Origin of the sequence: Actinoplanes ianthinogenes (genome assembly GCF_018324205.1) — a bacterium.
Lineage (GTDB): Bacteria > Actinomycetota > Actinomycetes > Mycobacteriales > Micromonosporaceae > Actinoplanes > Actinoplanes ianthinogenes.
The window spans coordinates 4,880,001-4,905,262 of the sequence record NZ_AP023356.1; the positions used below are offsets into that span (position 1 = coordinate 4,880,001).

At 70.3% G+C, this 25,262-nt stretch carries 27 protein-coding genes, 1 tRNA gene and 2 rRNA genes (1 of these 30 only partly in view); 21 read left to right on the plus strand and 9 right to left on the minus strand.

Annotated elements, in window-relative coordinates:
• Together Aiant_RS21960 and rrf are read left to right on the plus strand one after the other, a co-directional pair.
• Positions 1 to 1,068: ribosomal RNA gene (locus Aiant_RS21960) — 23S ribosomal RNA — on the plus strand (it extends 2,009 nt beyond the left edge of the window).
• A 106-nt stretch (positions 1,069 to 1,174) separates the two neighbouring features.
• Positions 1,175 to 1,291 (plus strand): 5S ribosomal RNA (gene rrf / locus Aiant_RS21965).
• Between the two features lie 140 nt (positions 1,292 to 1,431).
• Here rrf and Aiant_RS21970 read toward each other — a convergent pair.
• Positions 1,432 to 2,652, minus strand: coding sequence for a phytase (locus Aiant_RS21970; protein ID WP_189336869.1), 1,221 nt, complete (start codon positions 2,650 to 2,652; stop codon positions 1,432 to 1,434).
• Positions 2,653 to 2,848: 196 nt separating this feature from the next.
• Between Aiant_RS21970 and Aiant_RS21975 the strand changes: the two genes are divergently transcribed.
• On the plus strand, positions 2,849 to 3,505 hold the full coding sequence (locus tag Aiant_RS21975; protein ID WP_189336868.1) for a hypothetical protein: 657 nt from the start codon (positions 2,849 to 2,851) through the stop codon (positions 3,503 to 3,505).
• A 259-nt stretch (positions 3,506 to 3,764) separates the two neighbouring features.
• On the plus strand, positions 3,765 to 3,935 hold the full coding sequence (locus Aiant_RS21980; protein WP_212847124.1) for a hypothetical protein: 171 nt from the start codon (positions 3,765 to 3,767) through the stop codon (positions 3,933 to 3,935).
• A gap of 41 nt (positions 3,936 to 3,976) precedes the next feature.
• Here Aiant_RS21980 and Aiant_RS21985 read toward each other — a convergent pair whose 3' ends face one another.
• A complete protein-coding gene (locus Aiant_RS21985) occupies positions 3,977 to 5,296 on the minus strand; it encodes a serine/threonine-protein kinase (protein WP_189336866.1) in 1,320 nt (439 codons plus the stop codon).
• A 41-nt stretch (positions 5,297 to 5,337) separates the two neighbouring features.
• Here Aiant_RS21985 and Aiant_RS21990 point away from each other — a divergent pair, with 41 nt between their 5' ends.
• From Aiant_RS21990 to Aiant_RS22005, 4 genes are all read left to right on the plus strand, one after another.
• Entirely contained in the window at positions 5,338 to 5,886 is a 549-nt protein-coding gene (locus tag Aiant_RS21990) for an RNA polymerase sigma factor (protein ID WP_189336865.1), read from the plus strand.
• A gap of 71 nt (positions 5,887 to 5,957) precedes the next feature.
• Positions 5,958 to 6,029 (plus strand) — tRNA-Lys (locus Aiant_RS21995).
• 457 nt (positions 6,030 to 6,486) lie between these two features.
• Entirely contained in the window at positions 6,487 to 6,744 is a 258-nt protein-coding gene (locus tag Aiant_RS22000; protein ID WP_189336864.1) for a hypothetical protein, read from the plus strand.
• 359 nt (positions 6,745 to 7,103) lie between these two features.
• Positions 7,104 to 7,616: a hypothetical protein gene (locus Aiant_RS22005; RefSeq protein WP_189336863.1), complete on the plus strand. Its 513-nt coding sequence runs from the start codon at positions 7,104 to 7,106 to the stop codon at positions 7,614 to 7,616.
• Here the strand turns inward: Aiant_RS22005 and Aiant_RS22010 are convergent.
• A complete protein-coding gene (locus tag Aiant_RS22010; protein WP_189336862.1) occupies positions 7,524 to 8,315 on the minus strand; it encodes a L,D-transpeptidase family protein in 792 nt (263 codons plus the stop codon). The genes Aiant_RS22005 and Aiant_RS22010 overlap by 93 nt on opposite strands.
• Positions 8,316 to 8,432: 117 nt before the next feature.
• Between Aiant_RS22010 and Aiant_RS22015 the strand changes: the two genes are divergently transcribed.
• Entirely contained in the window at positions 8,433 to 9,041 is a 609-nt protein-coding gene (locus tag Aiant_RS22015; RefSeq protein ID WP_189336861.1) for a CGNR zinc finger domain-containing protein, read from the plus strand.
• Positions 9,042 to 9,119: 78 nt separating this feature from the next.
• Positions 9,120 to 9,893: a zf-HC2 domain-containing protein gene (locus Aiant_RS22020; protein ID WP_189336860.1), complete on the plus strand. Its 774-nt coding sequence runs from the start codon at positions 9,120 to 9,122 to the stop codon at positions 9,891 to 9,893.
• Here the strand turns inward: Aiant_RS22020 and Aiant_RS22025 are convergent, their stop codons facing one another.
• From Aiant_RS22025 to Aiant_RS22035, 3 genes are all read right to left on the minus strand, one after another.
• Positions 9,894 to 10,124, minus strand: coding sequence for a hypothetical protein (locus tag Aiant_RS22025; RefSeq protein ID WP_014687363.1), 231 nt, complete (start codon positions 10,122 to 10,124; stop codon positions 9,894 to 9,896).
• A gap of 62 nt (positions 10,125 to 10,186) precedes the next feature.
• Positions 10,187 to 10,657 (minus strand): large conductance mechanosensitive channel protein MscL, encoded by a 471-nt coding sequence (mscL, locus tag Aiant_RS22030; RefSeq protein WP_189336873.1) that lies wholly within the window; start codon positions 10,655 to 10,657, stop codon positions 10,187 to 10,189.
• Between the two features lie 115 nt (positions 10,658 to 10,772).
• Positions 10,773 to 11,126, minus strand: a complete 354-nt coding sequence (locus tag Aiant_RS22035) for an STAS domain-containing protein (protein WP_189336859.1) — start codon at positions 11,124 to 11,126, stop codon at positions 10,773 to 10,775.
• Positions 11,127 to 11,295: 169 nt separating this feature from the next.
• On the opposite strand from Aiant_RS22035, the gene Aiant_RS22040 reads away from it, so the two are divergent.
• The 10 genes from Aiant_RS22040 to ppk2 all read left to right on the plus strand — a co-directional run bounded on the left by Aiant_RS22040 (position 11,296) and on the right by ppk2 (position 20,644).
• Complete coding sequence (locus tag Aiant_RS22040) at positions 11,296 to 12,156, plus strand: STAS domain-containing protein (protein WP_189336872.1); 861 nt, start codon at positions 11,296 to 11,298, stop codon at positions 12,154 to 12,156.
• 1 nt (position 12,157) lies between these two features.
• Positions 12,158 to 12,586, plus strand: a complete 429-nt coding sequence (locus Aiant_RS22045) for an STAS domain-containing protein (protein WP_189336858.1) — start codon at positions 12,158 to 12,160, stop codon at positions 12,584 to 12,586.
• A complete protein-coding gene (locus Aiant_RS22050; protein WP_189336857.1) occupies positions 12,583 to 12,987 on the plus strand; it encodes an anti-sigma regulatory factor in 405 nt (134 codons plus the stop codon). The genes Aiant_RS22045 and Aiant_RS22050 overlap by 4 nt, the downstream gene beginning before the upstream one ends.
• Positions 12,984 to 14,015, plus strand: a complete 1,032-nt coding sequence (locus Aiant_RS22055) for a SpoIIE family protein phosphatase (RefSeq protein ID WP_189336856.1) — start codon at positions 12,984 to 12,986, stop codon at positions 14,013 to 14,015. The genes Aiant_RS22050 and Aiant_RS22055 overlap by 4 nt, the downstream gene beginning before the upstream one ends.
• Positions 14,012 to 15,361, plus strand: a complete 1,350-nt coding sequence (locus Aiant_RS22060; RefSeq protein WP_189336855.1) for a sensor histidine kinase — start codon at positions 14,012 to 14,014, stop codon at positions 15,359 to 15,361. The genes Aiant_RS22055 and Aiant_RS22060 overlap by 4 nt, the downstream gene beginning before the upstream one ends.
• Positions 15,358 to 16,932 carry a SpoIIE family protein phosphatase gene (locus tag Aiant_RS22065; protein ID WP_189336854.1) on the plus strand — a complete coding sequence of 525 codons (1,575 nt, stop codon included), beginning with the start codon at positions 15,358 to 15,360 and terminating at the stop codon, positions 16,930 to 16,932. Before Aiant_RS22060 ends, Aiant_RS22065 begins: the two co-directional genes overlap by 4 nt.
• A 67-nt stretch (positions 16,933 to 16,999) precedes the next feature.
• A complete protein-coding gene (locus Aiant_RS22070) occupies positions 17,000 to 17,536 on the plus strand; it encodes a helix-turn-helix transcriptional regulator (protein WP_189336853.1) in 537 nt (178 codons plus the stop codon).
• A complete protein-coding gene (locus Aiant_RS22075) occupies positions 17,533 to 18,222 on the plus strand; it encodes an ABC transporter ATP-binding protein (protein ID WP_189336852.1) in 690 nt (229 codons plus the stop codon). Before Aiant_RS22070 ends, Aiant_RS22075 begins: the two co-directional genes overlap by 4 nt.
• Positions 18,219 to 19,778 carry an FtsX-like permease family protein gene (locus Aiant_RS22080; protein WP_189336851.1) on the plus strand — a complete coding sequence of 520 codons (1,560 nt, stop codon included), beginning with the start codon at positions 18,219 to 18,221 and terminating at the stop codon, positions 19,776 to 19,778. Before Aiant_RS22075 ends, Aiant_RS22080 begins: the two co-directional genes overlap by 4 nt.
• 59 nt (positions 19,779 to 19,837) lie before the next feature.
• A complete protein-coding gene (gene ppk2, locus Aiant_RS22085; protein WP_189336850.1) occupies positions 19,838 to 20,644 on the plus strand; it encodes a polyphosphate kinase 2 in 807 nt (268 codons plus the stop codon).
• A 45-nt stretch (positions 20,645 to 20,689) separates the two neighbouring features.
• Here the strand turns inward: ppk2 and Aiant_RS22090 are convergent, their stop codons facing one another.
• Positions 20,690 to 22,774: a S9 family peptidase gene (locus Aiant_RS22090; protein WP_189336849.1), complete on the minus strand. Its 2,085-nt coding sequence runs from the start codon at positions 22,772 to 22,774 to the stop codon at positions 20,690 to 20,692.
• A gap of 126 nt (positions 22,775 to 22,900) precedes the next feature.
• Between Aiant_RS22090 and Aiant_RS22095 the strand changes: the two genes are divergently transcribed.
• Entirely contained in the window at positions 22,901 to 24,028 is a 1,128-nt protein-coding gene (locus Aiant_RS22095) for an FAD-binding oxidoreductase (RefSeq protein WP_229831487.1), read from the plus strand.
• A gap of 6 nt (positions 24,029 to 24,034) precedes the next feature.
• Here the strand turns inward: Aiant_RS22095 and Aiant_RS22100 are convergent, their stop codons facing one another.
• Positions 24,035 to 24,649, minus strand: a complete 615-nt coding sequence (locus Aiant_RS22100; protein WP_189336847.1) for a dihydrofolate reductase family protein — start codon at positions 24,647 to 24,649, stop codon at positions 24,035 to 24,037.
• Positions 24,650 to 24,693: 44 nt separating this feature from the next.
• Positions 24,694 to 25,254, minus strand: a complete 561-nt coding sequence (locus Aiant_RS22105) for a dihydrofolate reductase family protein (RefSeq protein ID WP_189336846.1) — start codon at positions 25,252 to 25,254, stop codon at positions 24,694 to 24,696.
• Positions 25,255 to 25,262: the final 8 nt, after the last annotated feature.

Below are 25,262 nucleotides of genomic sequence, written 5' to 3' on the forward strand. Positions count from 1 at the left end.
CCGGTGCTGGAACGTTAAGGGGACCTGTTAGCTCTTCGGGGCGAAGCGGAGAACTTAAGCGCCAGTAAACGGCGGTGGTAACTATAACCATCCTAAGGTAGCGAAATTCCTTGTCGGGTAAGTTCCGACCTGCACGAATGGCGTAACGACTTCCCCACTGTCTCAACCACAGGCCCGGCGAAATTGCAGTACGAGTAAAGATGCTCGTTACGCGCGGCAGGACGGAAAGACCCCGGGACCTTTACTATAGCTTGACATTGGTATCTGAATTCGATTGTGTAGGATAGGTGGGAGACTGTGAAGCTCGGACGCCAGTTCGGGTGGAGTCGTTGTTGAAATACCACTCTGTTGGGTTTGGGTATCTAACTTGCGGCCCTGATCGGGTCGAGGGACAGTGTCTGGTGGGTAGTTTAACTGGGGCGGTTGCCTCCTAAAGGGTAACGGAGGCGCCCAAAGGTTCCCTCAGCCTGGTTGGCAATCAGGTGTTGAGTGTAAGTGCACAAGGGAGCTTGACTGTGAGACTGACGGGTCGAGCAGGGACGAAAGTCGGGACTAGTGATCCGGCACTTGCGTGTGGAAGCGGTGTCGCTCAACGGATAAAAGGTACCCCGGGGATAACAGGCTGATCTTCCCCAAGAGTCCATATCGACGGGATGGTTTGGCACCTCGATGTCGGCTCGTCGCATCCTGGGGCTGTAGCAGGTCCCAAGGGTTGGGCTGTTCGCCCATTAAAGCGGTACGCGAGCTGGGTTTAGAACGTCGTGAGACAGTTCGGTCCCTATCCGCCGTGCGCGTTGGATACTTGAGAAGGGCTGTCCCTAGTACGAGAGGACCGGGACGGACGAACCTCTGGTGTGCCAGTTGTTCTGCCAAGGGCACGGCTGGTTGGCTACGTTCGGAAGGGATAACCGCTGAAAGCATCTAAGCGGGAAGCTCGCTTCGAGATGAGGTATCCCACCACCTTTGAGTGGGTAAGGCCCCCAAGAGACTATTGGGTTGATAGGCCGGAGATGTAAGCACGGTAACGTGTTGAGTTGACCGGTACTAATAGGCCGAGGGCTTAACCACCCTAAATTTTATGCTTAGCGTCCACTGTGTGATTCACAGCAAACGAACAACCACCCCGGTTGGTGAACAGCCACCTGGGTTGCTGGTTGGTTCTGCTGATGGCTGTTTCGGTGGTCATAGCGGAGGGGAAACGCCCGGTTACATTCCGAACCCGGTAGCTAAGCCCTCCAGCGCCGATGGTACTGCACTCGGGAGGGTGTGGGAGAGTAGGACGCCGCCGGACTCAACGTGAATGGAACGCCCACCCTTTCGGGGGTGGGCGTTCCTTTTTTATGCCCGGAAACAAGAAAGAGCCCCGCCCACCGATCATGGTGGGCGGGGCTTTTTGCGTTTGTGGAGCTGCTGGGCGTACGGAAAGAGGGGTTAGATCTTGGTGATGTGGAGGCTGCGCCAGTCGACGAACTTGAAGTTGGTGCTGGGGCGGCCGGCGTCGGGGGTGTTCTCGCCGTCGTGGAGGACCAGAAGGCCCTTCGGGTAACCGGGGAGGGCTACCGAGGTGGCGGCGGCACCGTCGGAGTGCTGGACGCCGTCGACGCCGGGGCCGTCGGTGACGGCGAAGAGGGTGACCGGGCGGTTGGTGCGGCGGTCGTAGACGTAGAACGTGCTGTCGCCCTGGCTGGAAACGATCAGATAGCCGTCTCGCTTGCCGGTCGAGTAGATCGTGGCGCCCTCGACGTCGGCGGTGATCCTGCCCCCGAAGCCGGGGTCGTTCGCGGCGTCCAGGACGCACTCCTCGGCGTCGGCGTCCCAGGTCGCCGGGATGCCGTACTCCTTAACCTTCTCGACGATCCGCGGGATGCTGTCGAACGTGCCGCCCCGGAGGTTGATCTTCCAGAGCGCGACGTCCTCCTGAGCGGCGTAGAGCACGCCGGCCTCGGCGTCCACCACCATGCCCTCGACCTGCGGGCCCTCGCCCGGCTCCTCGCACGGTGACCAGGTGCCGCCGTTCGGCAGGCGGAACGAGCTGGGCAGGTCCAGGGTGTCCGAGGTGCGGTAGGTGACCTTGCCGTGCCTCTCCTCCAGGCGGAAGATCCCCAGGCGGGTGCTGTGCCGGCGACTGACGACGGCGTACCGGTCATAGGTGGCCAGGCCGTAACCGGTGGCCTGCTCCTCGACCTCGGCCTGGTCCTTGGCGAAGAGCAGCGGCGCGTCGGCCGACGTGACGTCGATCAGGCCGGCCGCGGTGATCCGGTAGATGCGCAGCTTGTCCAGGCCGCGGTCGGTCACGACGGCCAGGTCGACGCGCTGGGTGCCGAGCTTGAAGCCGGAGATCAGGTCGACGTTGTTGAAGCGCCCGCCGTCCGGGGTCGCGATCGACTGGATCTCGCGCCCGCTGAGGTCGTAGACCCGCAGGCCGCCGTTCTTGGCGGTGCCGATCACCAGGCTGCGGGCCTTGTTCGCCTGGTTGACCCAGATCGCGGGATCGTCGGCGTCGGCGTTGCCACCGAGGTCGTCGTCGTACAGAGCCGGGGTTTCGATCTTCGCGGTGGTCCCGCGGACCGGCCGCTCGGAGGCGAACGCCGGCGTGCCGGCGGCCAGCGTGGTCAGAGCCACGAGGGCGGCGATTCCCGAAGTTCGTTGCATGGATCATGAGGATTCCCGATCCAGCTGTCCGCAAGGTGGCCGGAGACTGAACAGGGCACCTAGTCGTTACCTAGCCGTTACATCAATCCCAGAACCAAGGTCGCGAACGCCGCATCGCACCATATGACAGCGACACAGAACGCTTTGGGGAATGAGGAACGAAATGCGGCGCACGACAGTGGTAATGGTGGCGGTCATGGCAGCGGGTCTGGCCGTTCTCACCGCTTGCGGGAATGCACCCGAGCACGTGAGTGGCGCGGCCGAGCCGGCCGGTGGGGTCGTCGCGGCGAGCTCCGCCCCGGCGGCGACGCCGAGCGTCAGCCCCTCGGCGACGGCGGCCTCGGCCGCGGCGACGCCGAGCCGCACGAAGTCGACCCCCACCAACGAGCCGGTCGCCGGCCAGCACACCTTCGGGCCCGATCGGTTCGGTGCCCTGAAGATCGGGATGACCGTGGCGCAGGCCGAGAAGACCGGTCGGCTGGGCACCTACCGGGACGGCCCGGACCACAACGGGTGCGGGTCCGCCCCGCTCAAGGGCGCGACTGACGACGCCGCGGACGCGGTGATCTTCAACGGTAAGCAGGGACTGGTCTTCATCCCGGGTTACGGCAAGGTCCGCACGCCGGAAGGCATCGGAATCGGTAGCACGATCGCGCAGGTGAAGGCGGCCTACGCAGATTTCGAACCGATTGCCATGTACAAGACGGACGCCAATGGAACGGAGACCTACGACGACGGGCGGGCCTGGGCGGACCGGAGCGACAAGGACGGCATTCACTACCGGCTCATGTTCGCCAAGGGGAAGGTCACCCAGCTCGGTCTCGAAGACGACGAGCACGGCTGCTACGAGTGACCATCCGTTCCGAAAACTTGTGAAGGGGAAGACGATGATTCGGCGTACGAAAGAAATTGTTGGTGTTGTTCTTGGGCTGGCGATTCTGAGCGGGTGTGCTTCCTCGCCGCAGCGGGTGGGTGGCGACGCGGTGCCCGTGGGGGCGCAGTCACCGGAGCCGGTGGCGAGCGGGCGTCCGGTGGCGAGCAGCGCGACGCCGGTCGCTACCGATTCCTCACCGCCCGCGACCACCACCAGCCGGCCCGCCGCTAGGAAGGTCTTGCTCGGGCCGGACGGGTTCGGTGAGCTGAAGCTGGGGATGCCGCGGTCCAAGGCGCTCAAGACCGGGCTGCTCGACGACGCGGACGCCGAGGAGCAGAAGGTGTGGCCCGGCTGCTACACCTGTACACCTTCTCGACCCGGAACGGGAAGATTGAATTCCTGGGTCTGACCCTGCGGGACGGACCCTGCCTGGACTGACGCGACTACGCGTCAGCCCAGCCGGAGAGTGTGCAGGATGTCGTCGGTGCGGTCGGGGCCGCCGTCCTGCCGGATCTGTAGATAGACACCGCTGGTGGGGCCGGGCAGGAGCACCTCGCTGTACGAGAGGCCGGTGCCGCCGCAAGCCGTCCAGCGCCACACCTGGCCGCTCAGGCCACCGGCGACCACCCTCCGAGCCGGCTGCCGGGCACAGGTCTTGTGGACGGGCAGAGTGGCGCCGACCGGTTCCCGGATCCAGTAGCTGGTGCCGGCGAGAACAGCGGGCGAGGTGGCCGCCGGATCGGTCAGGTTGGCGCCGACCTGGAGACCGGGCTGCTTCCCGCCGGGCAGGGCGATCGACGCCGGGTCCCAGCCACCGTCGCGCAGGTGGCGGGACCAGGACGCGGGCACCGCGACCGAGACGGCGACCGGGCCGTCGGCGGAACTGACCCGGTACCAGCCGGGCGGGGTGCCCTGCGGGACCACCGCACCACCGGCCACGGCCAGCGCGGCCAAGCCCACGGCCGTCCCGGCGAACCGGCTCACCCGGCGGCTCGGGGAGATGCTCAGCGCCTCGGCGAACGCGGCCGCGGTGGGCCAGCGACGCTCCCGGTCCGGGTCAAGGGCGCGCAGCACGGCCCGGTCGATCTGCTTCGAGACCCCCGGGCGCAGTTTCGACGGCGGGGTCACCGCGCCGGGGCGGGGCGGCTTGCCGGTCAGCATCTCGTAGGTCAGGGCGCCGATCGCGTGCACGTCGACGCGGACGTCCAGGCCGCCGCCGGGAAGGCTCTGCTCCGGGGCCATGTAGCCCGGGGTGCCGGCCACCACGGTGAACCCCGAGGCCTGCGCGATCTCCTTGGCCAGCCCCAGATCGGCGACCAGTACCCGCTCGTCGCCGCGGACCGTGTCGAAGAGCACATTCGACGGCTTCAGGTCGCGGTGCAGCACCCCGGACTGGTGCAGGATCGTCACCGCCTGCGCGATGTCGCCGGCGGTGCGCAGGGCGGCGCCGATCGGCATCGGCCCGTCGACCAGGCGGTCGGCCAGGGTGCCGCCGGCCGCGTAGGTCATCACCTGGTAGGGCCGGCCGTCCGGGAGCTCGCCGAAGTCGTGCACCCGGACCAGCCGTTCCGAGTCGGCCCGGCGCAGCACCTGGGCCTCCTGCTCGAACCGGGCCCGGACATCCGGGTGGTGCGCCCAATTGTCGGCCAGCACTTTGATCGCGACCTGGGACTCGAGGACGTCATCCTCGGCAAGCCACACGGTGGCGAACGCGCCGGAGCCGAGGCGTCCGGTAACTCGGTATCGACCGATCACAGTTGGTGCGGGCACGTTCGTATTATGAACGTCACTGCATCGGGGGAAGTTGATCTATGGCGCGCGATGATGACCAGGAAGAACTCGGCCGGCGGGCGGCTGCCGGCGACCGGGCCGCGCTGGAGGCCCTGCTCGGCCGGATCCAGCCGTCGGTGCTGCGGCGATGCGCCCGGTTCCTGCCCTGCTATCAGGACGCCGAGGAGGCCTGCCAGGACGTGCTGCTGCAGGTGGCGCGGAACATCGGCAAGTTCCGGGGGGACTCGAAGTTCAGCACGTGGTTGCACGTCATCATCGCGAACAGCTCGCGGCAGACGTACCGGTCGCTGAAGCGGCGGGCGGTCGAGCAGGCACACGAGGCGCCGCCGATCGACGTGCCGGACGCTCGTACCACCAGCGTCATCGCCGGGTCCCGGCTGGACCTGCTGGACGCTCTGGACCGGTTGGAGACGCGCAATCCTGACCTCGTCGGGCCGGTGGTGCTGCGGGACATCTGCCAGCTCGACTACCGGGAGATCGCCGAGCACCTGGGTATTCCGGAGGGGACGGTGAAGTCTCGGATCCATCAGGGGCGGGTGCAGGTCCGGGAGTACTTGGGCGCCGGTTAATCGGAGGCGGTCGCGGCGCGGCGGGTACATGATTGCGGAACGGATGGCGGTGGGTAGGCTGGCATCCGGATGGGCTGCTAGCTCAATGGCAGAGCTGTGGACTTTTAATCCATAGGTTCAGGGTTCGAGTCCCTGGCGGCCCACGACCTTGGCCGCCCCCTGTCCGCGGAAAGCGCGGACCGGGGGCGGTCGTCTTGTCTGCTCCGGGGGCCGAGCCCCCGGACGCCCCGCGTTGCGGGGGTTGCGGTTGTCGGCCAGGGAGCGGACCGCCCCGGGGCTTTTCGTCTCGCGCTTCGCGCATCGGGACGTTTGATGGACACTGCGCCGGGGGCCTGCTGTTCGAGGGGGTGCCTGGTGGGTGGGGCGTTGCGGTTGGCCGCGGTGGCGATGGTGTTGGTCCTTGGCGGGTGTGAGTCCGGGGACGACGGTGGGGCTGCCCCGGGGCTGGGTCCCGGGGAGAGCTGGGGGGAGCAGCGCCGGACGGCGGCGGCGGTGCTGGCTCGGCATGACCGGCAAGGGGCCGGGGCGGTGGGGGATTCTGCCGCCGTGGGATACGGGCTGTCTGTGGGCTCCGCCGTGCTGGATGCTCGCGGGACTCGGATGACGGTGTCGTTCATCGGGGCGCCGGCGTCGGCGGATCAGCCGTGCGGCAGTGACTATGCCGCTGAGGCGGTCGAGTCGGGTACGGCGGTGGTGGTCATCGTGCTGGAGCAGCGGCACGGGGGCGGCGGCGAGGTGTGCGCCATGATCGGGGCGTCTCGTACGGCGGTGGTGAACCTGGCGGCGCCGCTGGGGGATCGGGCCGTTCTGGAGATCCACGGCGAGGCGGTGCCGGTCACCCGGGCCGGCGCGAGGTGAGGCGTCACACCGTCAGGAGCACGGCGGCTCCCACGCCGGCGAGTGTCGCCGTGACGGGGATGGCGTAAGCCGTGAGTGGCTTTCCGGCAATCCGGGTTTGCGAGGAAAACACCAGGTCACCGCGGTGATGAGCAAGCGGCTCCACACGGCTGACGGGGCGAGAGCGTGCTTGGTGGCCTGCCGAGAAGAGCACTCGGTTGGGGTAAGCGGGTCGTCCGGGGCAGGGGGACCAAACCGGTCTCAACGGCACTCTTGGGTGTGTATTCGCTGGTCACGTTGCGGGTGGCGTGCGAGTGTCAGTGCGGCGTGACGTGGGGGGATGGGGCCCGCCCGGTGCGTCCGGGAACGGAGTGTGTGTGGTGGCTGAGTGGGACGACGAGCAGCTGACGGCCGGGTTCCGGTCGATGATGCTGCTGGCCGCGCTGGTGGAGCGGGGTGGCCGGCCGGCGGCGGTGTCGCCGACGGTGCGGTTGTCGCCGGGGGAGAAGCAGTACGGGTGGCTCCCGGCGGACGTGGCCGGGGACGGGCGCCGGGTCGTGGTGATCACCGATCAGCGGATCCTGGTGGGCGAGCGGCAGTGGTCGCTGGGGTCCCTGACCGAGGTGCGCAGCGAGCCGGCCGACTGTGCGGTGACCCTGCGGATGCGCGGGCGGCGAGCGCCGGTGACGCTGAGCGGACCATGGGTGCCGTGGCTGGGCGTGGTGCTCTGCGCGGAGCTGTACAACGCGGCGTTCCCCCCGGAGAAGCGGATCCTGCCCGGCCCGCGTCGCCCGGCCCGGTCAGTAGACCCAGACCTTCGTTTTCAGCGGCAGCGCGTCGTTGTTCCACATCCAGTTCATCGCGGCGATCGACACCCGGGCGCAGCCGTGTGAGGCGGCGTAGGGCGGGACGCTGGTCGCCCCGTGCACCGCGATCCCACCGTTGAAGTATTTCGGGCGCCAGAGCAGGCCCAGCGGCGCGTGCCGCCAGCCGTCGATCTGCCGGCTCACCTTGAACTTGCCGGGCGGCGTGTGGGCCAGGTGGGTCTCGCCCTCCGACTCGTAATACTCGTTCGACCCGGTCGAGGTGTTGAAGATCTGGGTGATCTGCCCGTCCTCGACCAGCATCAGCAGCTGCCGCTTCAGGTTGATCTCGACGGTCCGGCCGCTGGTCGACCTTGCTTTCGGCCGCACGCCCGCGTCCAGCGCCTTGCGGGTTTTCGGGCCGACGGTGCCGTCCCGGCCGATCCCGGCAGCTTTCTGGAGCGCGAAGATCGCCTGCTGCGTGGTCCCGCCGAACTTGCCGTCCGCCTTGCCGTTCCAGTAACCCAGCTCGGTCAGGCGTTGTTGCAGGGCCAGCACGTCGGCGCCTTTGGCGCCGACCTTCAACTTCCGCGCGGGCGCGGAAGGCGTGGGGGTCACGGAGGGCGAGGGCGGCGTGGAGGGTGCGGCGGTGGCGGTGGGCGCGGTCACCGAAGTTTTCGGTACGCCCGGAGTAGGCGTCCCCTGAGCGCTCGGCGAGCCGGAGTCGCAGCCGGCGGCCAGCGTCAGCGCCGTCGCCGCGGCGACCGTGAACGCCAGAACTCTCCGCACCGGGACCTCCCTCGTCGATCAGCCGGGTCAGTGTAGTTACCCATTCACAACCGTCCACCGATGAATGTGGGCCGTCCACCCGCCCGGGGCGAAAAAAGAGTCAAGTAGTCTTCGGCTATGTCGTGGAAGGCGAGCGCCCGGCACGGCGTGCGCGAGGCGCCCGGAGGCTTCGCTCTCATCCAGGAGTTGCTGAACACGCGCGCCGCGATGTCGTACGGGCCGGACCTGCTCGGTGCCGTCGAGGACGCCCAGTGGTGGGTGACCGACGCGCTGGGCGCCTGGTCCCGGGTGTCCGGCCTGCCCGCTCCGACGCTGCTGCTCTCGGCCGGCGACCTGCGCTCGCTGCGCCGGCTGCGGTCCGCGTTCGAGCAGGTGGTGCTGGCCGGGTCGAACCAGGAGCCACCCGGCTCGCTGCCACCCGCCGACGTCGCGGTCAGCCTGGCGCCGGACGCGGCCGGCTGGGTGCGGGTGGTGCCGACCGGCCGGGGCACCCGGTGGCTGGCCTCCGCGCTCTGGGCCGAGGCGCTGCTCGCCCAGCAGGCCGGGATCTGGCCGCGGCTCAAGCTGTGCCACAACATGGCCTGCCGGGCGGCGTTCTTCGACACCTCGCGGAACAACAGCGGCGTCTGGCACGACGTCAGCACCTGCGGCAACACGGCGAACCTGCGGGCGTTCCGGGAGCGGCGGCGGCTGCTCGGCCACAGCCAGGAGCTGCCGGTCGACTAGTCGGCGCGCGGGAACGTCCGGTCCCGGGCGCGGAAAGACGGTGGGAACCATCGGGCGATCTCGCGCGACTATGGATGCATGGCGTGTGAGCAGTGGCGCGAGATGCTGTCGGCGCAGCTGGACGGCGAGGACGACCCGGTGACCCGGCCGCTGGTCGACGAGCACCTGGCCGGCTGTGCGGGATGCCGGGCCTGGCTGGACGCGGCCGCGGCGGTGAACCGGCTCACGCGTACCGGAAAGGTCCCGGACGTGCCGGATCTCAGTGCCGCCATCCTTGCCGCCCTGCCGGCGGCGCCGGCGAAGGCGCCGCGGCGCCGCCTCCCGGTCGCCATGCTGCTGTATGTGGCGCTCGCGCTGGTCGGCGCGGTGCAGATCATCCTGGGGCTGGCGCAGATCGGCGGGGCGTCCGCGGCCGGGCACGTGCACCTCGGGTTGTCCGCCGCGCCGGGGCACCTGTGGAACGAGTCGGCCGCGTGGAACGCGGCGGTCGGCGCGGGATACCTCTTCATCGCGCTGCGGCGGACCCGGCCGGTGGGGCTGGTGCCGATGCTGACCGCGTTCGTCGGGATGCTGCTGCTGCTCTCGGTCAGCGACCTGACCAGCGGCCAGGTGGATGTCGCCCGGCTGGTCGGTCACGGCTTCGTGATCGTCGGGTACCTGCTGGTGGTCGCGTTGTCCCGGGGCGCCGGCGGGTCGGTGCGGCCGCCGGGGGCGCGGGTCGGCGCGGGCTGGCGTTTCGACGGCGCGGCCGACGAGGAGCCCGAGGCGCCGGCGGCGCGCCGGCCGGGGCTGCGGCTGGTGCCGCCGGCCGGGCCGCTCACCGCTCGGCATGAGGACCGGCGGGCGGCCTGATCAGCGCGGCGGGCGCACGGAGAGCTCGCGCCACTCGTCCGGGCCGTTGAGCAGGGCGCGGACCATGTCGAGGGCGGCGTCCTCGCTGTCGTACTCAAAAAAGTGGGACGTGCCGTCGGAGCCGCCGGCGCGCTGCTCGACATACCACTGGTCGCCGTTGGTGCGGAGGTAGACGTCCTTCCGGGCGAGGCGTCCCCATTTACCGTTCCACCAGTGCTTACGCTGCTCCATCCCGGCACTGTATCGAACATCTGTTCGAACCGTGCCGGGAGGGCGGATCTTTTCGGCTTGTGTCAGCGCGGGGGTTCCTGGCGGCGCTGGAGGATGTCGTCGACCGCGCTGCCGTAGACGTTGCCCTGCTGGGCGGGGCGGCCGGCCTGGGACTGGGCGACCAGCGCGTCGCGGATCTCGGTGAGCAGCTTGATCTCCTCGCTGGGGGCCTTCGGCGGCGGCTCCTCGCCGCGCTGGCGGCGTTCGGCCAGCTTGTTCAGCGGGAAGACGACCAGGAAGTAGAGCACCGCAGCGGTCAACAGGAAGGTGATCAGCGTGTTGAGAAAGGCGGCGTAGGTAAAGTCGATCCCCTTCTTGGGGGACAACGAGCCGGCCAGCTCGCCGGTGCCGCCGGAGATCCACTTGATCAGCGGCTCCAGGAACGACTTGGTAAAGCTCGCGACGACCGCTGTGAACGCGGTACCTATCACCACACCGACGGCAAGGTCGACGACGTTGCCGCGCATGATGAAGTCTTTGAAGCCTTGGAGCATCTTCTTCACGACGGGTTACTCCCGGGGGCCGAGGGTCACTCCGGCAACGGGTTCCCGCTGCCGGTCGGCGACAAACTACGCCGACCGGAACTCGCGCGTGAAACGAACGGGTGGATCAGTCGAGCGCCGGCTCCTGCGCGTTGACCGCCTCATCCACGGTCGGGTACGTGTGCAGCACCTCGACCAGACCGCTCACCTCGAGGATGCGCAGCACGCCACGCTGCGGTGCGGCCAGCCGGACGGTGCCGCCGGCGTCGTCGGTGCTGTTCTTGGCCCGGACGAAAACGGACAGGCCGGTGGAGTCGCAGAACGAGACCTCGGCCAGATCGAAGACCAGCCTGGTCCGGCCTTTCTCCAGCAGATCGCTGATCTGGTCCTGGAGTTGCGGGGCGGTGGCCATATCGAGCTCACCGGCCACCGACACGACGACCATGTCGCCGCGCTGTTCGGTCTGCACCGTCAAGGACATTCGGGGACCCTCCTGTTATTGCTGAACGGTACTCCAAGTACCCGGGGGATGCGCGCGGTGGGACCAGCGGGGGTTGACCTCGCCCATTAGTTGGTCTACAGCAACTAATGGACATCCTGATGGTAAAGTCCGGCCGTTGCGCACGGAGCGTGTGGTGGGGGAGGCAGCGGTGGCGCTGAGTCCGGACGAGTCAGGTCGCTTCGCGAACCTGCTCAAGGAGCACGCTGATGGGCTGACCGCCCGATGGGCGGAGCTGGTCGGAGTCAGCTTGCAGGGCCGGATGACGCGTCCGGAGCTGGAGCGTCAGACCCGGGAATTGCAGAGGGGCTTCCAGGTGGCACTCGCCGCGGGTGTCCAGGACCTCGCCGACGAGGCGGCCGACGAGTTGCGGGCCCAGCTCAGCGAGCTGTCCGGCAATCGGGCACGGCAGGGTTTCTCGGCGACCGAGACCGCGGTCAGCGTGTTCGCGCTGAAGGAGGCGGTCCTCGACGTGCTCGGCGACGCCGCGGGCGACGCGGAGACCCTGCGGGACTACGTCGCGTTCACCGCGTTCGTGGACCGGGCCGCGCTGTTCACCTTCGACACGTACGTGCGGGTCCGCGAGGCGCTGATCGCCGACCAGGCCGAGCAGCTGCTGGAGCTCTCCACCCCGGTGGTGAAGCTGTGGGAGGGCGTGGTCGCGGTGCCGCTGGTCGGCACGCTCGACTCGGCCCGCGCCCAGGTGGTGATGGAGCGGCTGTTGCAGACCCTGGTCGACACCGGCTCGCCGCACGCGATCATCGACATCACCGGCGTCCCGGCGGTCGACACCCAGGTGGCGCAGCACATCCTGAAGACCGTGGTGGCCGCTCGCCTGATGGGCGCGGACTGCATCATCTCCGGCATCCGGCCGCAGATCGCGCAGACCATCGTCGCGCTCGGCATCGAGTTCGGTGACATCGCCACCAAGGCCTCGCTGGCCGACGCGCTGCGCTACGTGCTGGGGAAGAACAGCTACCGGGTGGTCGCGACCAAGCGGACGGAGCGCTGACGTGGAGCGCGTCCCGGTCCTGAAGATCGGCGACATCCTGCTGGTCTCCATCCAGATCGACATGGAGGACCAGGTCGCCCTCCAGCTCCAGGAGGACCTGGCGGAAAAGATCGTGGCCACCGGCTGCCACGGCGTGATCATCGACATCAGCGCACTGGACATCGTCGACTCGTTCGTCGGCCGGACGCTGGCCACCATCGCGTCGGTGTCCCGGGTGCTGGACGCCGAGACCGTGGTGGTCGGTATGCGGCCGGCGGTGGCGATCACCCTGGTCGAGCTGGGCCTCTCGCTGCCGGGGATCCGGACCGCGCTCAACGTCGAGCTGGCCATCACGATGCTGGCGCGCAGCCGCGCCGAGCTCGAGGCCGGGTTCGAGTTGAGCGACGACGACGAGGATGAGGCCGACTCGGCAGCGGTAACCGCGCCGTGAACGAGGAGAGCCGGCAGCTTCCGATCGTCACCGATCAGGACGTGGTCCGCGTCCGGCAGTTGGTGCGGACCGTCGCGGTGGAGGTCAAACTATCCCTGGTGGACCAGACCAAGCTGGTCACCGCGGCCAGCGAGCTGGCCCGCAACACCCTGGTCTACGGTGGTGGCGGCACCGTCGAGGTGACCCGGGTGCGCACCGAGTTCCGATCCGGCATCCGGATCGTTTTCGCTGACCAGGGCCCGGGTATCGCCGACTTGGAGCTCGCGCTCACCGACGGCTACACCACGGGTGGCGGGCTCGGCCTGGGACTGAGCGGCGCCCGCCGGCTGGTCGACGAGTTCGCCATCGAGACCGCGCCCGGCGAGGGTACGACGATCACCGTGACCAAGTGGTGTCGATGACTGAAGGAGCGGTGGTGTCCGTACCCGAGGGACTCCTCGACGAGGGGGTCTGGTTCCGGGTGGAGGCCGCCGGGACGGCTTCGGCGGTACGCCGGACCGCCGAACGCCTCGCCACCGAACTGGCCATGCCGGAGCAGCGGATCGCCGAGCTCTCGATCGTCGCCGCCGAGGCGGCCGGCAACCTGGTCAAACACGCGCAGCAGGGCACCATCCTGGTCCGCGCGGTGCGCGCCGGGGACGAGGCCGGCGTCGAGCTCATCATGATCGACAGCGGGCCCGGGATGGCCGACGTGCCACGCGCGATCGGCGACGGGCACTCCACGGTCGGCACCCTGGGCATCGGGTTCGGTGCGATCCTGCGCCAGGCCAGCCGCTGGGATCTGCACTCGCTGCCGGGCAAAGGCACGGTGCTGGCCGTGCAGGTGTGGCCGGACAAGCCGCCGGCGGCGCCCTGGGCGGCCGGGCTGACCCGGCCGATCACCGGGGAGACGGTGAGCGGCGACGCGGTGGCCGCCCGCGTGGCCGACGGCCGGCGGCAGTTGCTGGTCTGTGACGGGCTGGGGCACGGTGGGCTGGCCGCGGCCGCCTCCCGCGAGGCGGTCCGGGTGTTCCGGCAGACCGCGGCCGGGTCGCCGGCGGCGGTGGTGGAGGCGCTGCACCGTTCGCTCGGGCACACCCGCGGCGCGGCGCTGGCCGTCGCCGAGCTCGATCCGGAGGCCGGCCTGGTCCGGTACGCGGGTCTGGGCAACATCGCCGGCACGGTGTTCGGCCCGGACGGCAGCCGGCGCGGCATGATCTCGATCCCCGGCATCGCGGGGCACCAGCGCCGGCAGGTCCGGGAGTACGACTACCCCCTGCGCCCCGGGGCGGTCGTGGTGATGCACTCGGACGGCGTGGTGGACCGCTGGAACCCCACGGAGTACCCGGGTCTGCTGACCCGCTCGCCGGAGGTGATCGCCGGCACCGTGCTGCGCGACGCCGGCACCCGCCGGGACGACGCCGGCGTTCTCGTGGCTCGGCTGCGATGACCGCGCCGGAGCCGCTGATGCGCATGCGCCTGCGGGTCGAGCAGGACATCTTCACGGTCCGGCAGCTCGGCCGGGAGGTGGCCCGCGCGGTCGGCATGGAGTCGCAGGACCAGACCCGGATGGCGACCGCGCTGAGTGAGGTGGGCCGGGTGCTGCTCGCGCAGGGGCCGCACGCGGACGTGACGTTCACGGCAGAGCTGTATGGGGTACCAAGCCTCCAGGTGACAATGGCGCACTCGGCCGGCGGCGGGGCAGCCCGCCTGGCCGAGCAGTTGCAGCAGGTCGGCCGCCTGGTCGACATGATGGAGGTCGATGATGGCGGTCCCGGCACGACGGTCCGGATGGTGCGACGCCTGCCGCTTGGCGCGCCGGTCCTGACCCCGACCCGGATGGACGAGATCCGCGCCCGGCTGGCCCGGCACGTGCCGGGCAGCCCGTTGGACGAGCTGGCGGTGCAGAACCAGCAGCTCATCGCGGCCTTGGACGAGGTCCGGGCGCAGCGCGACGACCTGGCGCGGCTGAACGCCGAACTGGAGGAGACCAACCGCGGCGTGATGGCGCTCTACCACCAGCTCTCCGACGAGCTGGAGGAGACGAACCGCGGGGTGGTCGCGCTTTACGCCGAGCTGGACGAGAAGTCGGTGCAGCTGCGTGCGGCCAGCGAGGCGAAAAGCCGGTTCCTGGCCAACGTCAGCCACGAGCTGCGTGCCCCGGTCACCGCGATCATCGGGCTGGGCCGGCTGCTGGTCGACTCCTCCTCGGACGAGCTGACCGAGGACCAGGCCCGCCAGGTGGAACTGATCCGCACCTCGGCGACTGACCTGCTGACCCTGGTCAACGGCCTGCTCGACCTGGCCAAGGCGGAGGCCGGCCGGTTCGAGCCGAACTGGACCGAGGTCGACCTCAAGGCGATGTTCGGCCAGCTCCGGGGCACCCTGCGCCCGCTCGCCACCCGGCCCGAGGTGGAGTTCGTGGTGGAGGAGCCGGCCGTGCCGGCGCTGCGCTCCGACGAGGTGCTGCTCGCCCAGGTGCTGCGCAACCTGCTGACCAACGCGCTCAAGTTCACCGAGTTCGGCTCGGTGCGGCTGGGCGTGCGGCGCTCCGGCGCGGAGGTCGAGTTCGTGGTCGCGGACACCGGCACCGGCATCCCGCCCGAGCTGCACGAACGCATCTTCGAGGAGTTCTACCAGGTGCCCGGGAGCAAGCCGATCAGCGGCAAGGGCACCGGCCTGGGCCTGCCCTATGCCCGGCGGCTGGCCGGGATCCTGGGCGGCGGTCTGCGCGTCGAGTCGGTTCCCGGCGAGGGGAGCAGATTCACCCTCCAGCTGCCCGCCGAGCCGTCATGACCGAGCTAGCGCGCGGCGCCAAACCCGGGCAGAACCATGGGAAAGCCACGGTCCTGGTCGTCGACGACAGCGCCACCAAGCGATACCTGCTGGTCAGCTGGCTCACCCGGGCCGGTTTCACGGTCGTCGAGGCGGAGACGGGCGGCGAGGCGCTGCGCAAGCTGGACGACGCTGCGGTCGACGCCGACCTGGTGGTCCTCGACGTGAAACTGCCGGACATGAGCGGTTTCGAGGTCTGCGAGAGGATCAAGACCGATTCCCGGTACGGCGTGCTGCCGGTGATCCACGTGTCCGCGCACGCCGTCGACGTCAACGACCGTACCCAGGGACTGAACCGGGGCGCGGACGCGTACCTGGTCGAGCCGATCGAGCCGGACGAGCTGATCGCGACCGCACAGGCGGTGCTCCGGTACTACCGGGCCCGGCAGCGCGCCGAGCTGCTGGCCGAGCGGATGGTCAAGCTGGCCGAGACCACCCTGGCGATCAACTCGGCGTCCACCCTGCCGGCCCTGCTGGAGGCGGCGGCGGCCGGGGCGGTGGAGATCTTCGGCGGGCCGGTCGTGGTGGTGGCGGAGACGTCCGAGGGCGAGAGTCTGGCCGCGGCGGGGCCGCCCCCGGCCGTACGGAAATGGGCTGTTCCTCGTCACCGCGTAGCGGTGGGGTCGCTGGTCCGCACCGATGAGCCGGCCGATTGGGACGTGGTCGAGTGGCCGGCCGGGGAGAGTGTCGCGGTCGCGGCGGCCCGGCTGCGCATCGATCGGCCGGCGGTCTACGTGGCCGTGTCCGGCAGCTCGCAGACGCCCGGTTTCCCGGTGCTGCGGCAGCTGTCCCAGGCGGTCGCGGCCGCGGTCGAGGCGCAGCGCTCCTTCGACGAGGAGCACCGGATCGCGGTCACCCTGCAACGCAGCCTGCTCCAGTCGAAGCTGCCCGACGTGCCCGGTGTCGAGATGGCCGTGCGGTATGAGCCGGCCGGTGCGCAGACCGAGGTGGGAGGCGACTTCTACGAGCTGACCGTGCTGGACGGGAAGCTGCTGGTGGCGATCGGGGACGTGGCCGGGCACTCGCTGCACGCGGCCACGGTGATGGCCGAGCTGCGGCACGCGGTCCGCGCCTACGCGGTCGAGGGGCACCCGCCGGGTGCGGTGCTGGAGCTGGCGAACCGGTTCATGCGGACCGTGCTGCCCGCCGACTCGGCCACCCTCTGCCTGTTCACCCTGGACCCGGCCACCGGCCGGATCCGGATGGCCTCGGCCGGGCACCTGCCGCCGCTGCTGCACGTCGACGGCGAGGCGCGGTTCGTCTGGCCGCGCGGCGCGCTGCTCGGCCTGGACGCGCCGCAACGCGCCGAGCTGGAGCTGGAGCTGCCGCCCGGCGGGACGCTGGTGCTGTACACCGACGGTCTGATCGAGCGGCGGGACGCCGACATCGACGACGGGTTGCGGGCCCTCGCGGCGTGCGCGGCCGAGGTCGAACCGGATCTCGACACGTTCTGCAGCCGCCTCCTGACCCGCCTGGGCGGCTCCGGCGAGCAGGCCGACGACATCGCGGTGGTCGCGCTGCGGCGCAACTGATCTTTTCGGTACGACCCCTGCCCTCCCGCCTTGACGCCAGCTATTCACTCAGTGAATAGTAGCGGCCATGTCCACCGCACACGTTCTGCTGGGGCTGCTGTCCGGTGGTCCCCGGCACGGCTACGACCTGAAACGGGCGCACGACGACCGCCTGCCACAGGCCAAACCGCTGGCGTACGGGCAGGTGTATGCCACCCTCGGCCGGCTGGAGCGGGACGGCCTGGTCGTCCAGTCCGGCCAGGATCAGGAGTCCGGGCCGGAGCGCACCTCCTACGAGCTGACCCAGCTCGGCCGCGAACGGCTGACCACCTGGCTCGAGGAGGTGGAGCCGCCCGCGCCCTACGTGACGAGCACGCTGTTCAGCAAGGTCGTGGTGGCGCTGCTGGCCGCCGGGACCGAGCAGGCCCGGGATTACCTGACCAGCCAGCGGGCCGCGCACATGGCCCGGATGCGCGAGCTGACCGCGATCAAGACCAGGCCCGGGGCCACGGTCGGCGACGTGGTCGCCGCGGACTACGCCATCGGGCATCTCGACGCCGACCTGCGCTGGTTGCAGACGACCCTGGCGCGCGTCGCCGACCTGGAGAAGGAGATGACAGCGTGACCGATGAAACCATCCTGGCGGCGACCGGGATCACCAAGAGCTATGGGGCCACGCCGGCACTGCGCGGGGTGGACCTCAGCGTCGGCGCGGGCGAGATCGTGGCGATCACCGGCCCGAGCGGCTGCGGCAAGTCCACGCTGCTGCACTGCCTGGCCGGCATCCTGCGCGCCGACAGCGGCACGATCGGCTACCGCGACCAGGACCTCAACCTGTGGACCGAGGCCGCCCGGTCGCGGCTGCGGCGCACCGAGTTCGGCGTGCTGTTCCAGTTCGGGCAGCTGGTGCCGGAGCTGACCGCGGCCGAGAACGTCGCGCTCCCGTTGCTTCTCGCCGGTTCGGGGCGGCGAGACGCACGCAGCGCGGCGCTCGGCTGGCTCGACCGGTTCGGCGTCGCCGACCTGGCCGACCAGCGGCCCGGTGCGATGTCCGGCGGCCAGCAGCAGCGCTGCGCGGCGGCCCGGGCGCTGGTCACCGAGCCGCGGGTGATCTTCGCGGACGAGCCGACCGGCGCGCTGGACCAGCTCAACGGTGAGCAGGTGATGAGCGCGATGGTGCAGGTGGTGCGGGAGCGGGGCAGCTCGGTGGTGCTGGTGACGCACGAGGCGCCGATCGCGGCGTACGCGGACCGGGAGATCGTGCTGCGCGACGGCGTGGTCGACCCGACCGGCATCGGGGTCGGCGCGTGAGGGCGTCCATCCTGGTCCGGCTGAGTCTGGCCGGGAACCGTACCGATCGGCTGCGGACCGTGCTGACCGCGGCCAGTGGGTCGCTCGCGGCCCTGTCCCTGCTCGCCGCGGCGACCGTGGCCGCGATCCACGGCGGCGGGTTCATCGAGGACCCGGCGAACCCGGGCACCTCGATCGAGGCGCCGGGCTCGCAGCAGTACGCCAGCCTCATGCTGGTCGAGGCCGGGCTGCGCCCCGGGGTGATCTTCGCGCTGGTGATGCTGGCACTGCCGGTGCTCGCCCTGGCCGGGCAGTGCATCCGGCTCGGCGCCCCGGCCCGGGACCGGCGGCTCGCCGCGTTCCGGCTGGCCGGTGCGACGCCGGGGCAGGCGGTCCTGATCGCCGGCGCGGAGACCGCCGCGGCCAGCCTGCTCGGCTCGGTCCTCGGCTTCGTCGCGTACCTGGTGCTGCGGGTGGCGCTGGACCGGCGCACGCCGGACGGCCGGCTGCCGCTGCCCACCGACGTGCTGCCGAACCCGCTGGTCATCGTGCTGATCCTGCTGCTCGTCCCGGTGCTGGCCGGTGCGATCGGGGTGCTGCTGATGCGCCGGGTGCTGATCACCCCGCTGGGTGTGGTGCGCCGGACCCGGGAGCGCGGGCCGCGGCCCTGGCCGGGCGTGCTCATCGTGCTGGGCGTCGTGCTCTTCGCGCCGAAGACACTGGACCTGCTGAGCCGGTGGGACCTGCTGGAGCGGATCCCGGGCGACGGTGGCTGGCCGGAGTGGACGCCGCTGGCCGTGATGGGCGCCGGGGTGCTCTGCGTGATCGTGGGTGTGGTGGTCGGCACCGGGTGGATCTCGTACACCATGGGACGGCTGCTGCGCCGGTACGGCCGTGGCCCGGTCACCCTGCTGGCCGGCGCCCGGCTGATGGCCGACCCGTGGAACGGCAGCCGCACAATCGGGGCGTTGCTGGCCGCTGTGGTGTTCGGTGCCGGGACGCTCGGTTACCGCGCCGACCTGCAGGCGATTTTCATCGCCTACGACCGCTTCAACGCGATGCAGCCGGCCGATGGGGGCGGCGTGGGAGCGGGCGGCGATCCGGAGTTCTACTACGGCGGGATCCGGCTGGTGCTGGTGGCGGTGACGCTGGCCCTGCTGGTCGCGGCCGGTGGGGTGCTGGTCGCGTTCGCCGAGGGGATCGTGGCCCGGCGCCGGACGTTCGCGGCGATGGCGGCGAGCGGGGTGCCGCGCCGCAAGCTCGGGGCGGTGCTGTTCTGGCACACGTTCGCGCCGCTGATCCCGGCGCTGCTGCTCGCGCTCTTCTCCGGGGCGCTGCTGGTGCGGACCATCCGGACCGAGGTCACCGTGGGCGGCGGGACGTCCGAGACGTGCATCGACCCCGGCTGCGTGCCGCAGGTCGTCACCGATCCGACGGTGGTCCAGCCGGTCCCGGTGCCGTTCGGGCCGCTGGCGCTGCTCGGCGGCACCGCGCTGCTGATGATGGCGCTGGTGGTCGGCGCCGGGATGCTGGTGCTGCGCTCCAGCACCGACCTGGAGGAGTTGCGCGCCGGCTGACCCGGAAACCCTCCTCCGGGGGTGAGGCGACCGGTTCGCCTCCGGCGGGAGGGTGGGTCATGTCCAAGCACAAGCATGACGACGGCCCGCTCCCGAAGATGCGGGAGAAGGAGTATCAGCACGAACTACGCCGCCTGCACGGCGAGTTGGTCGCGATGCAGGAGTGGGTGAAGAGGACCGGCGCCAAGGTCTGCGTGGTCTTCGAGGGACGCGACACGGCCGGCAAGGGTGGCGTGATCAAGGCGATCACCGAGCGGGTCAGCCCCCGGGTCTTCCGGGTGGTGGCCCTGCCGGCGCCGACCGAACGGGAACGCTCGCAGATGTTCCTCCAGCGCTACGTCGCGCATCTGCCCGCCGCCGGGGAAGTGGTCATGTTCGACCGCAGCTGGTACAACCGCGCCGGAGTGGAGCGGGTGCTCGGCTTCTGCAAGCCGGAGCAGACCGAGCAGTTCCTCCGGCAGGTGCCCGACGTCGAGCGAGCCATGGTCGACTCCGGGATCATCCTGCTCAAGTACTGGCTGGAGGTCAGCCCGCAGGAGCAGACCCGGCGGCTGGAGGGCCGGATCAACGACCCGCGCAAGGTGTGGAAGCTCTCCGACATGGATCTCAAGTCGTACAGCCGGTGGTACGACTACTCGCGCGCCCGCGACGAGATGTTCCGGACCACCGACACGGCCTGGGCACCGTGGTACGTGGCGCACACCGACGACAAGAAGCGCGGCCGGCTCAACATCATCACTCACCTGCTGTCGAGCGTGCCGTACGAGCCGCTCAAGCACCACGACGTGACGCTGCCCAAACAGCAGAAGGCCAACGGGTACCGCGATCCGGAACTGCCGCTGCACCGGATCCCGGAACCGTTCTGACGCGCCGGGCAGGCGGTGCCGCGCCGCCTGCCCGAGTGATCGGCGCTAGGCGTCCGCGGCGCCGACCGTGTCGAGGATCCAGGCCAGGACGAAGGTCTCCTCCTTCCACGCGTCGTACCGGCCGCTCGGGCCGGCGTGACCGGCGCCCATCTCGGTCTTGAGCAGGAACTCGCCCTGCGCGGCGGTGGCGCGCAACCGGGCGATCCACTTGGCCGGCTCGTGATAGAGCACCCGGGTGTCGTTCAGGCTGGTCACCGCGAGGATCTTGGAGTACGGCAGCTTCCCGACGTTCTCGTACGGGCTGTACGACTTCATGTACGCGTAGACCTCGGCCGACTCCAGCGGGTTGCCCCACTCCTCCCACTCGGTGACGGTGAGCGGCAGCGACGGGTCGAGGATCGAGGTCAGCGGGTCGACGAAGGGCACCTCGGCGAGGACGCCGGCGAACGTCTCCGGCGCCAGGTTGGCCACCGCGCCCATCAGCAGGCCACCGGCCGAGCCGCCCCGGGCGACCAGCCGGTCGGCGCTGGTCCACCGGTTGCGGATGAGCGCCTCGGCGCAGGCCACGAAGTCGGTGAAGGTGTTCCGCTTGGCCAGCATCTTGCCGTCCTCGTACCACCGGCGACCCATCTCGCCGCCGCCGCGGACGTGCGCGATCGCGAAGAGCACGCCGCGGTCCAGCAGGGAGAGCCGGGCGATGGAGAAGTACGGGTCGATGCTGTGCTCGTAGGAGCCGTAGCCGTAGATGACGGCCGGCGCCGAGCCGTCGCGCGCCACACCCTTGCGAGCCACGATCGAGACCGGGACCCGGGTGCCGTCCGGCGCGGTCGCCCACTCGCGGAACTGCTCGTAGTCGTCCGGCCGGTAGCCGCCGAGCACCGGTTTCTGCTTGCGCAGCGTCATGGTCCGGGTGACCAGGTCGACGTCGTAGACCGAGTCGGGGGTGACCAGTGAGGTGTAGGTGATCCGGACCGAGGCGGTGTCGTACTCCGGGTTGCCGCTGAGGCCGACGCTGTAGAGCGGCTCAGGGAAGTCCATGTCGTAGGTGTCGGTGCTGCCGTCGCACATCACCCGCAGGCCGGTCAGCCCGTTCTCGCGCAGCGAGATCACGATGTGCCGGGCGAACGCGTCGATCGACTCCAGCCGGGTGCCGGGGCGGTGCGGGATCAGCTCGACCCACTCGCCCGGTGCGTCGACCGAGGTGTAGGCCAGGGCGAAGTCCTCGGCGTCCCGGTTGTGCAGGATCAGGAAGCGGTGCCCGTGGTGCTCGATCTGGTACTCCACGCCCTGGCGGCGCTCGGCGATCAGCACCGGGTCGCTGCCCGGGGCGTCGGCCGGGATCACGCGTACCTCAGAAGTGATCTTGCTTTGTGCGTCGATCACGATGAACTTCTCACTGCGGGTGAGCTCGACGCCGACCCAGAACCGCTCGTCCGTCTCGTGGTAGACGACCACGTCGTCGGCGGCCGGGCGGCCGATCACGTGCCGGTGCACCCGGTGCGGGCGCCAGGCCTCGTCGACCGTGATGTAGAACAGCACGCTGCCGTCGGCCGACCAGGCGCTGCCGTAGAAGGTGTCCGGGACCTCGTCGTCCAGCACCTCGCCGGTGCGCAGATCCTTCACCCGCAGCGTGAAGCGCTCGTCGCCGTCGAAGTCGGTGGAGTAGGCCAGCAGGTTGCCGTCCGGGCTGATGTCGAAGGTGCCGAGCGCGAAGAAGTCCTTCCCCTCGGCCAGCACGTTGCCGTCGAGCAGCACCTCCTCGCCGGGGCGGGCGTCGCCCATCGGCGGCGCGGTCTCGCCCGGGCGGACCGGGACGCGGCAGTGGATGCCGTACTGCTTGCCCTCCTCGGTGCGCGTGTAATACCAATGACCGCCCTTGCGCCAGGGCACCGACAGGTCGGTCTCCTGGGTCCGGCCCTTGATCTCCTGGAACAGCTTCTCCCGCAGGCCGGCGAGGTGTGCCGTGGCCGTCTCGGTCCAGGAGTTCTCCGCCTCGAGATAGGCGATCGTCGCCGGGTCCTCTTTGTTCATCAGCCAGGCGTACTCGTCGATGACGGTGTCACCGTGGTGGGTGCGCTCGGACGGGGCCTGGCGAGCCGTCGGTGGACCGGCGGGCGATTCGATCGTCACCTGGGACACGTTACCGGCGGATCGGTCCGGATTGAGTTTCTTACACACTTGGACCTCGGTCATTCGAACATGTGTACGATATGCCAGAGTGGACGATCTTCAGGGGTCTGTGGGGAGGCTTCGGACGTGACTGGTTCCCTTCTCGACGCGCTCGTGGACATCTGCGGCCCCGGATTTGCGCGCCCGGCGCGCTCGGTGGACCAGGTGGGCGGGCGTCGTGCCGGGTTCGTCGCGGTGCCGGCCACCGGCCGCGCCGCCGCCGCTACGCTGCGGCTCGCGGCGGAGCGCGGGCTCAGCGTCCGGGCGCGAGGCTCCGGCAGCAAGACCGATTGGGGTACGCCACCGGCCGGGCTGGACCTGATCGTCGACACCGGCCGGCTCAACGGGATGTGGGACCACCACGGCGCCACCGCCACCGTCGCGGCCGGCACCACGGTCGCCGCCGTCCAGGCCGCCCTGGCCCTGCGCGGCCGGCGGCTGGCGGTCGACCCGCCGTCGCCCGGCGCCACGATCGGCGGGATGCTCGCGGTCAACGAGTCCGGCCCGCTCGCGCACCGGTTCGGCAGCCCGGCCCACCAGGCCGAGCGGGTCAGTTATGCCGACGCCACCGGCGCCGAGCAGGACTCGGACGGCGAGGACGGCCGCCCGGGCATCGCCGAGATCGAGGGCGTGCTGACCGCGGCCGTGCTCCGGGTCGAGCCGCTGCCCGAGACCCGCCGCTGGCTGGCCCGGGCGGTGACCACCCCGGCCGCGGTGGCCGAGCTGGTCGAGCAGGCGGTGGCGCAGCGGCTGGAGCCGAGCGCGATCGAGGTCGACCTGCCCGGCACCGGCGCGGGCGCGGTGGCGGTGCTGCTGGAGGGCGACACCGACGCGGTGACCGGCCGCGCGGCGAAACTGGCCCAGGTCTGGGGCCCGGAGGCGGACCAGGTGGGGGCGGCCCCGTCCTGGTGGGGGCGCTATCCGTTCGGCGCGTCCGACGTCACGGTCCGGATCTCGGTGCGGCCCGCCGATCTGCCGGCGGTCACCTACGCGCTGCGCGACCTGTGCGGGCTGCCGGTGGCGCTGCGCGGCTCGGCCGGCCGGGGCACCGTGCACGCGGTCCTGCCGCCCGGTCTGACCGCGCGCCGGGTCGGCGAGATCGTCGCCGGCGTGGAGCAGGTGCTGCTGGCCCGCAGCGGCCGGATCGTGGTGGTGTCGGCGCCGCCGGCGCTCGCCGCCCAGCTGGAGATGGCCGAGCCCCGCGACCTGTTCTGAGCCCTGTCAGAAGTGGGCCGGGAGCAGGGTCGCGGTCTCCGCGGCCAGGTGGCGGCCCAGCCGGGCGACGTCGCCGACCGCGTAGGTGAGATATGCGAACTGGCCGACCTCGCGGACCCCGGTGAGGATCAGCTCGTCCACCCGGAGGCGGTGCTTGAGCAGCGGGGCGCCGCTGCCGAGGATGGCCGGGGCGATGCCCAGGATGATCTCGTCGAGCAGGCCGTACGCGGCGAACTGGGCGACCAGGTCGCCGCCGCCGGCCAGCCAGACGTTCTTGCCCTGGGCGGCGACCAGCATGGCCTCGTGCACCCGGCGGACGTCCCCGCTGATCATGAAGACGTTGGCGTCCGGGACCGGCGGCAGATCGCGGTGGGTGAAGACCCAGCAGGGCACGTCGCCGTACATGTCGTGCCAGTTCTGCGGCTCTTCGAGCAGGTTGTCGTTCTTCAGCACCCACTCGTAGGTGGTCGCGCCCATGGCGAACGCGCCGACGCCGGAGAAGAACTCGCCGAACGGGTTCTCCGTGCCCTCGTCCACCTCGAAGAGCCAGTCCAGCGAGTTCCGTTCGTCGGCGATGTAGCCGTCGATGCTGGTGGCGGTGTAGTACTGCGTCTTCGCCATGCCAACACCATGCCACGCCGACGGCGACAAAAGGGGCAGATCGATCAGGAGGTCGGTGGGCCGACCGAGTACCTCAGGTTGGCGAACTGGCCGAGCCGGGTGACGTCGGTCAGGGTGAGCCGTCGCGAGGTGAGCCGGCGCGGCAGCAGCGGGGCGCCGGACCCGAGCGTGACCGGGGCGACCCCGAGGATCAGCTCGTCCAGCAGCCCGGCGTCGGCGAACGCTCCGACCAGCTCGCCGCCGCCGACCAGCCACACGTTCCGGCCCTCCGCGGCGGCCACCATCTCCTTGTGCGCGGCGGCGACGTCACCGCGTACGAAATGCAGGTTCGCCCCGGGAATGCGGGGCAGGTCCCGGTGCGTGAAGATCCAGGCGGGCGTGTCGCCGTACGGCTCGAGCCAGTTCTCCGGGTGTTCCAGCGCGTTCTCGTGGGCGAGCACCCACTCGTACGTCGTCGCGCCCATCGCGAACGCCCCGACCTGCGCGAAGAACTCGCCGAACGGGTGCTCGTCACCGCCCTCCACCTCGAAGAGCCAGTCCAGCGAGTTGTCGTCGTCGGCGATGTATCCGTCGATCGTGGTCGCGGTGTAGTACTGAGTCTTCATCCACCCAC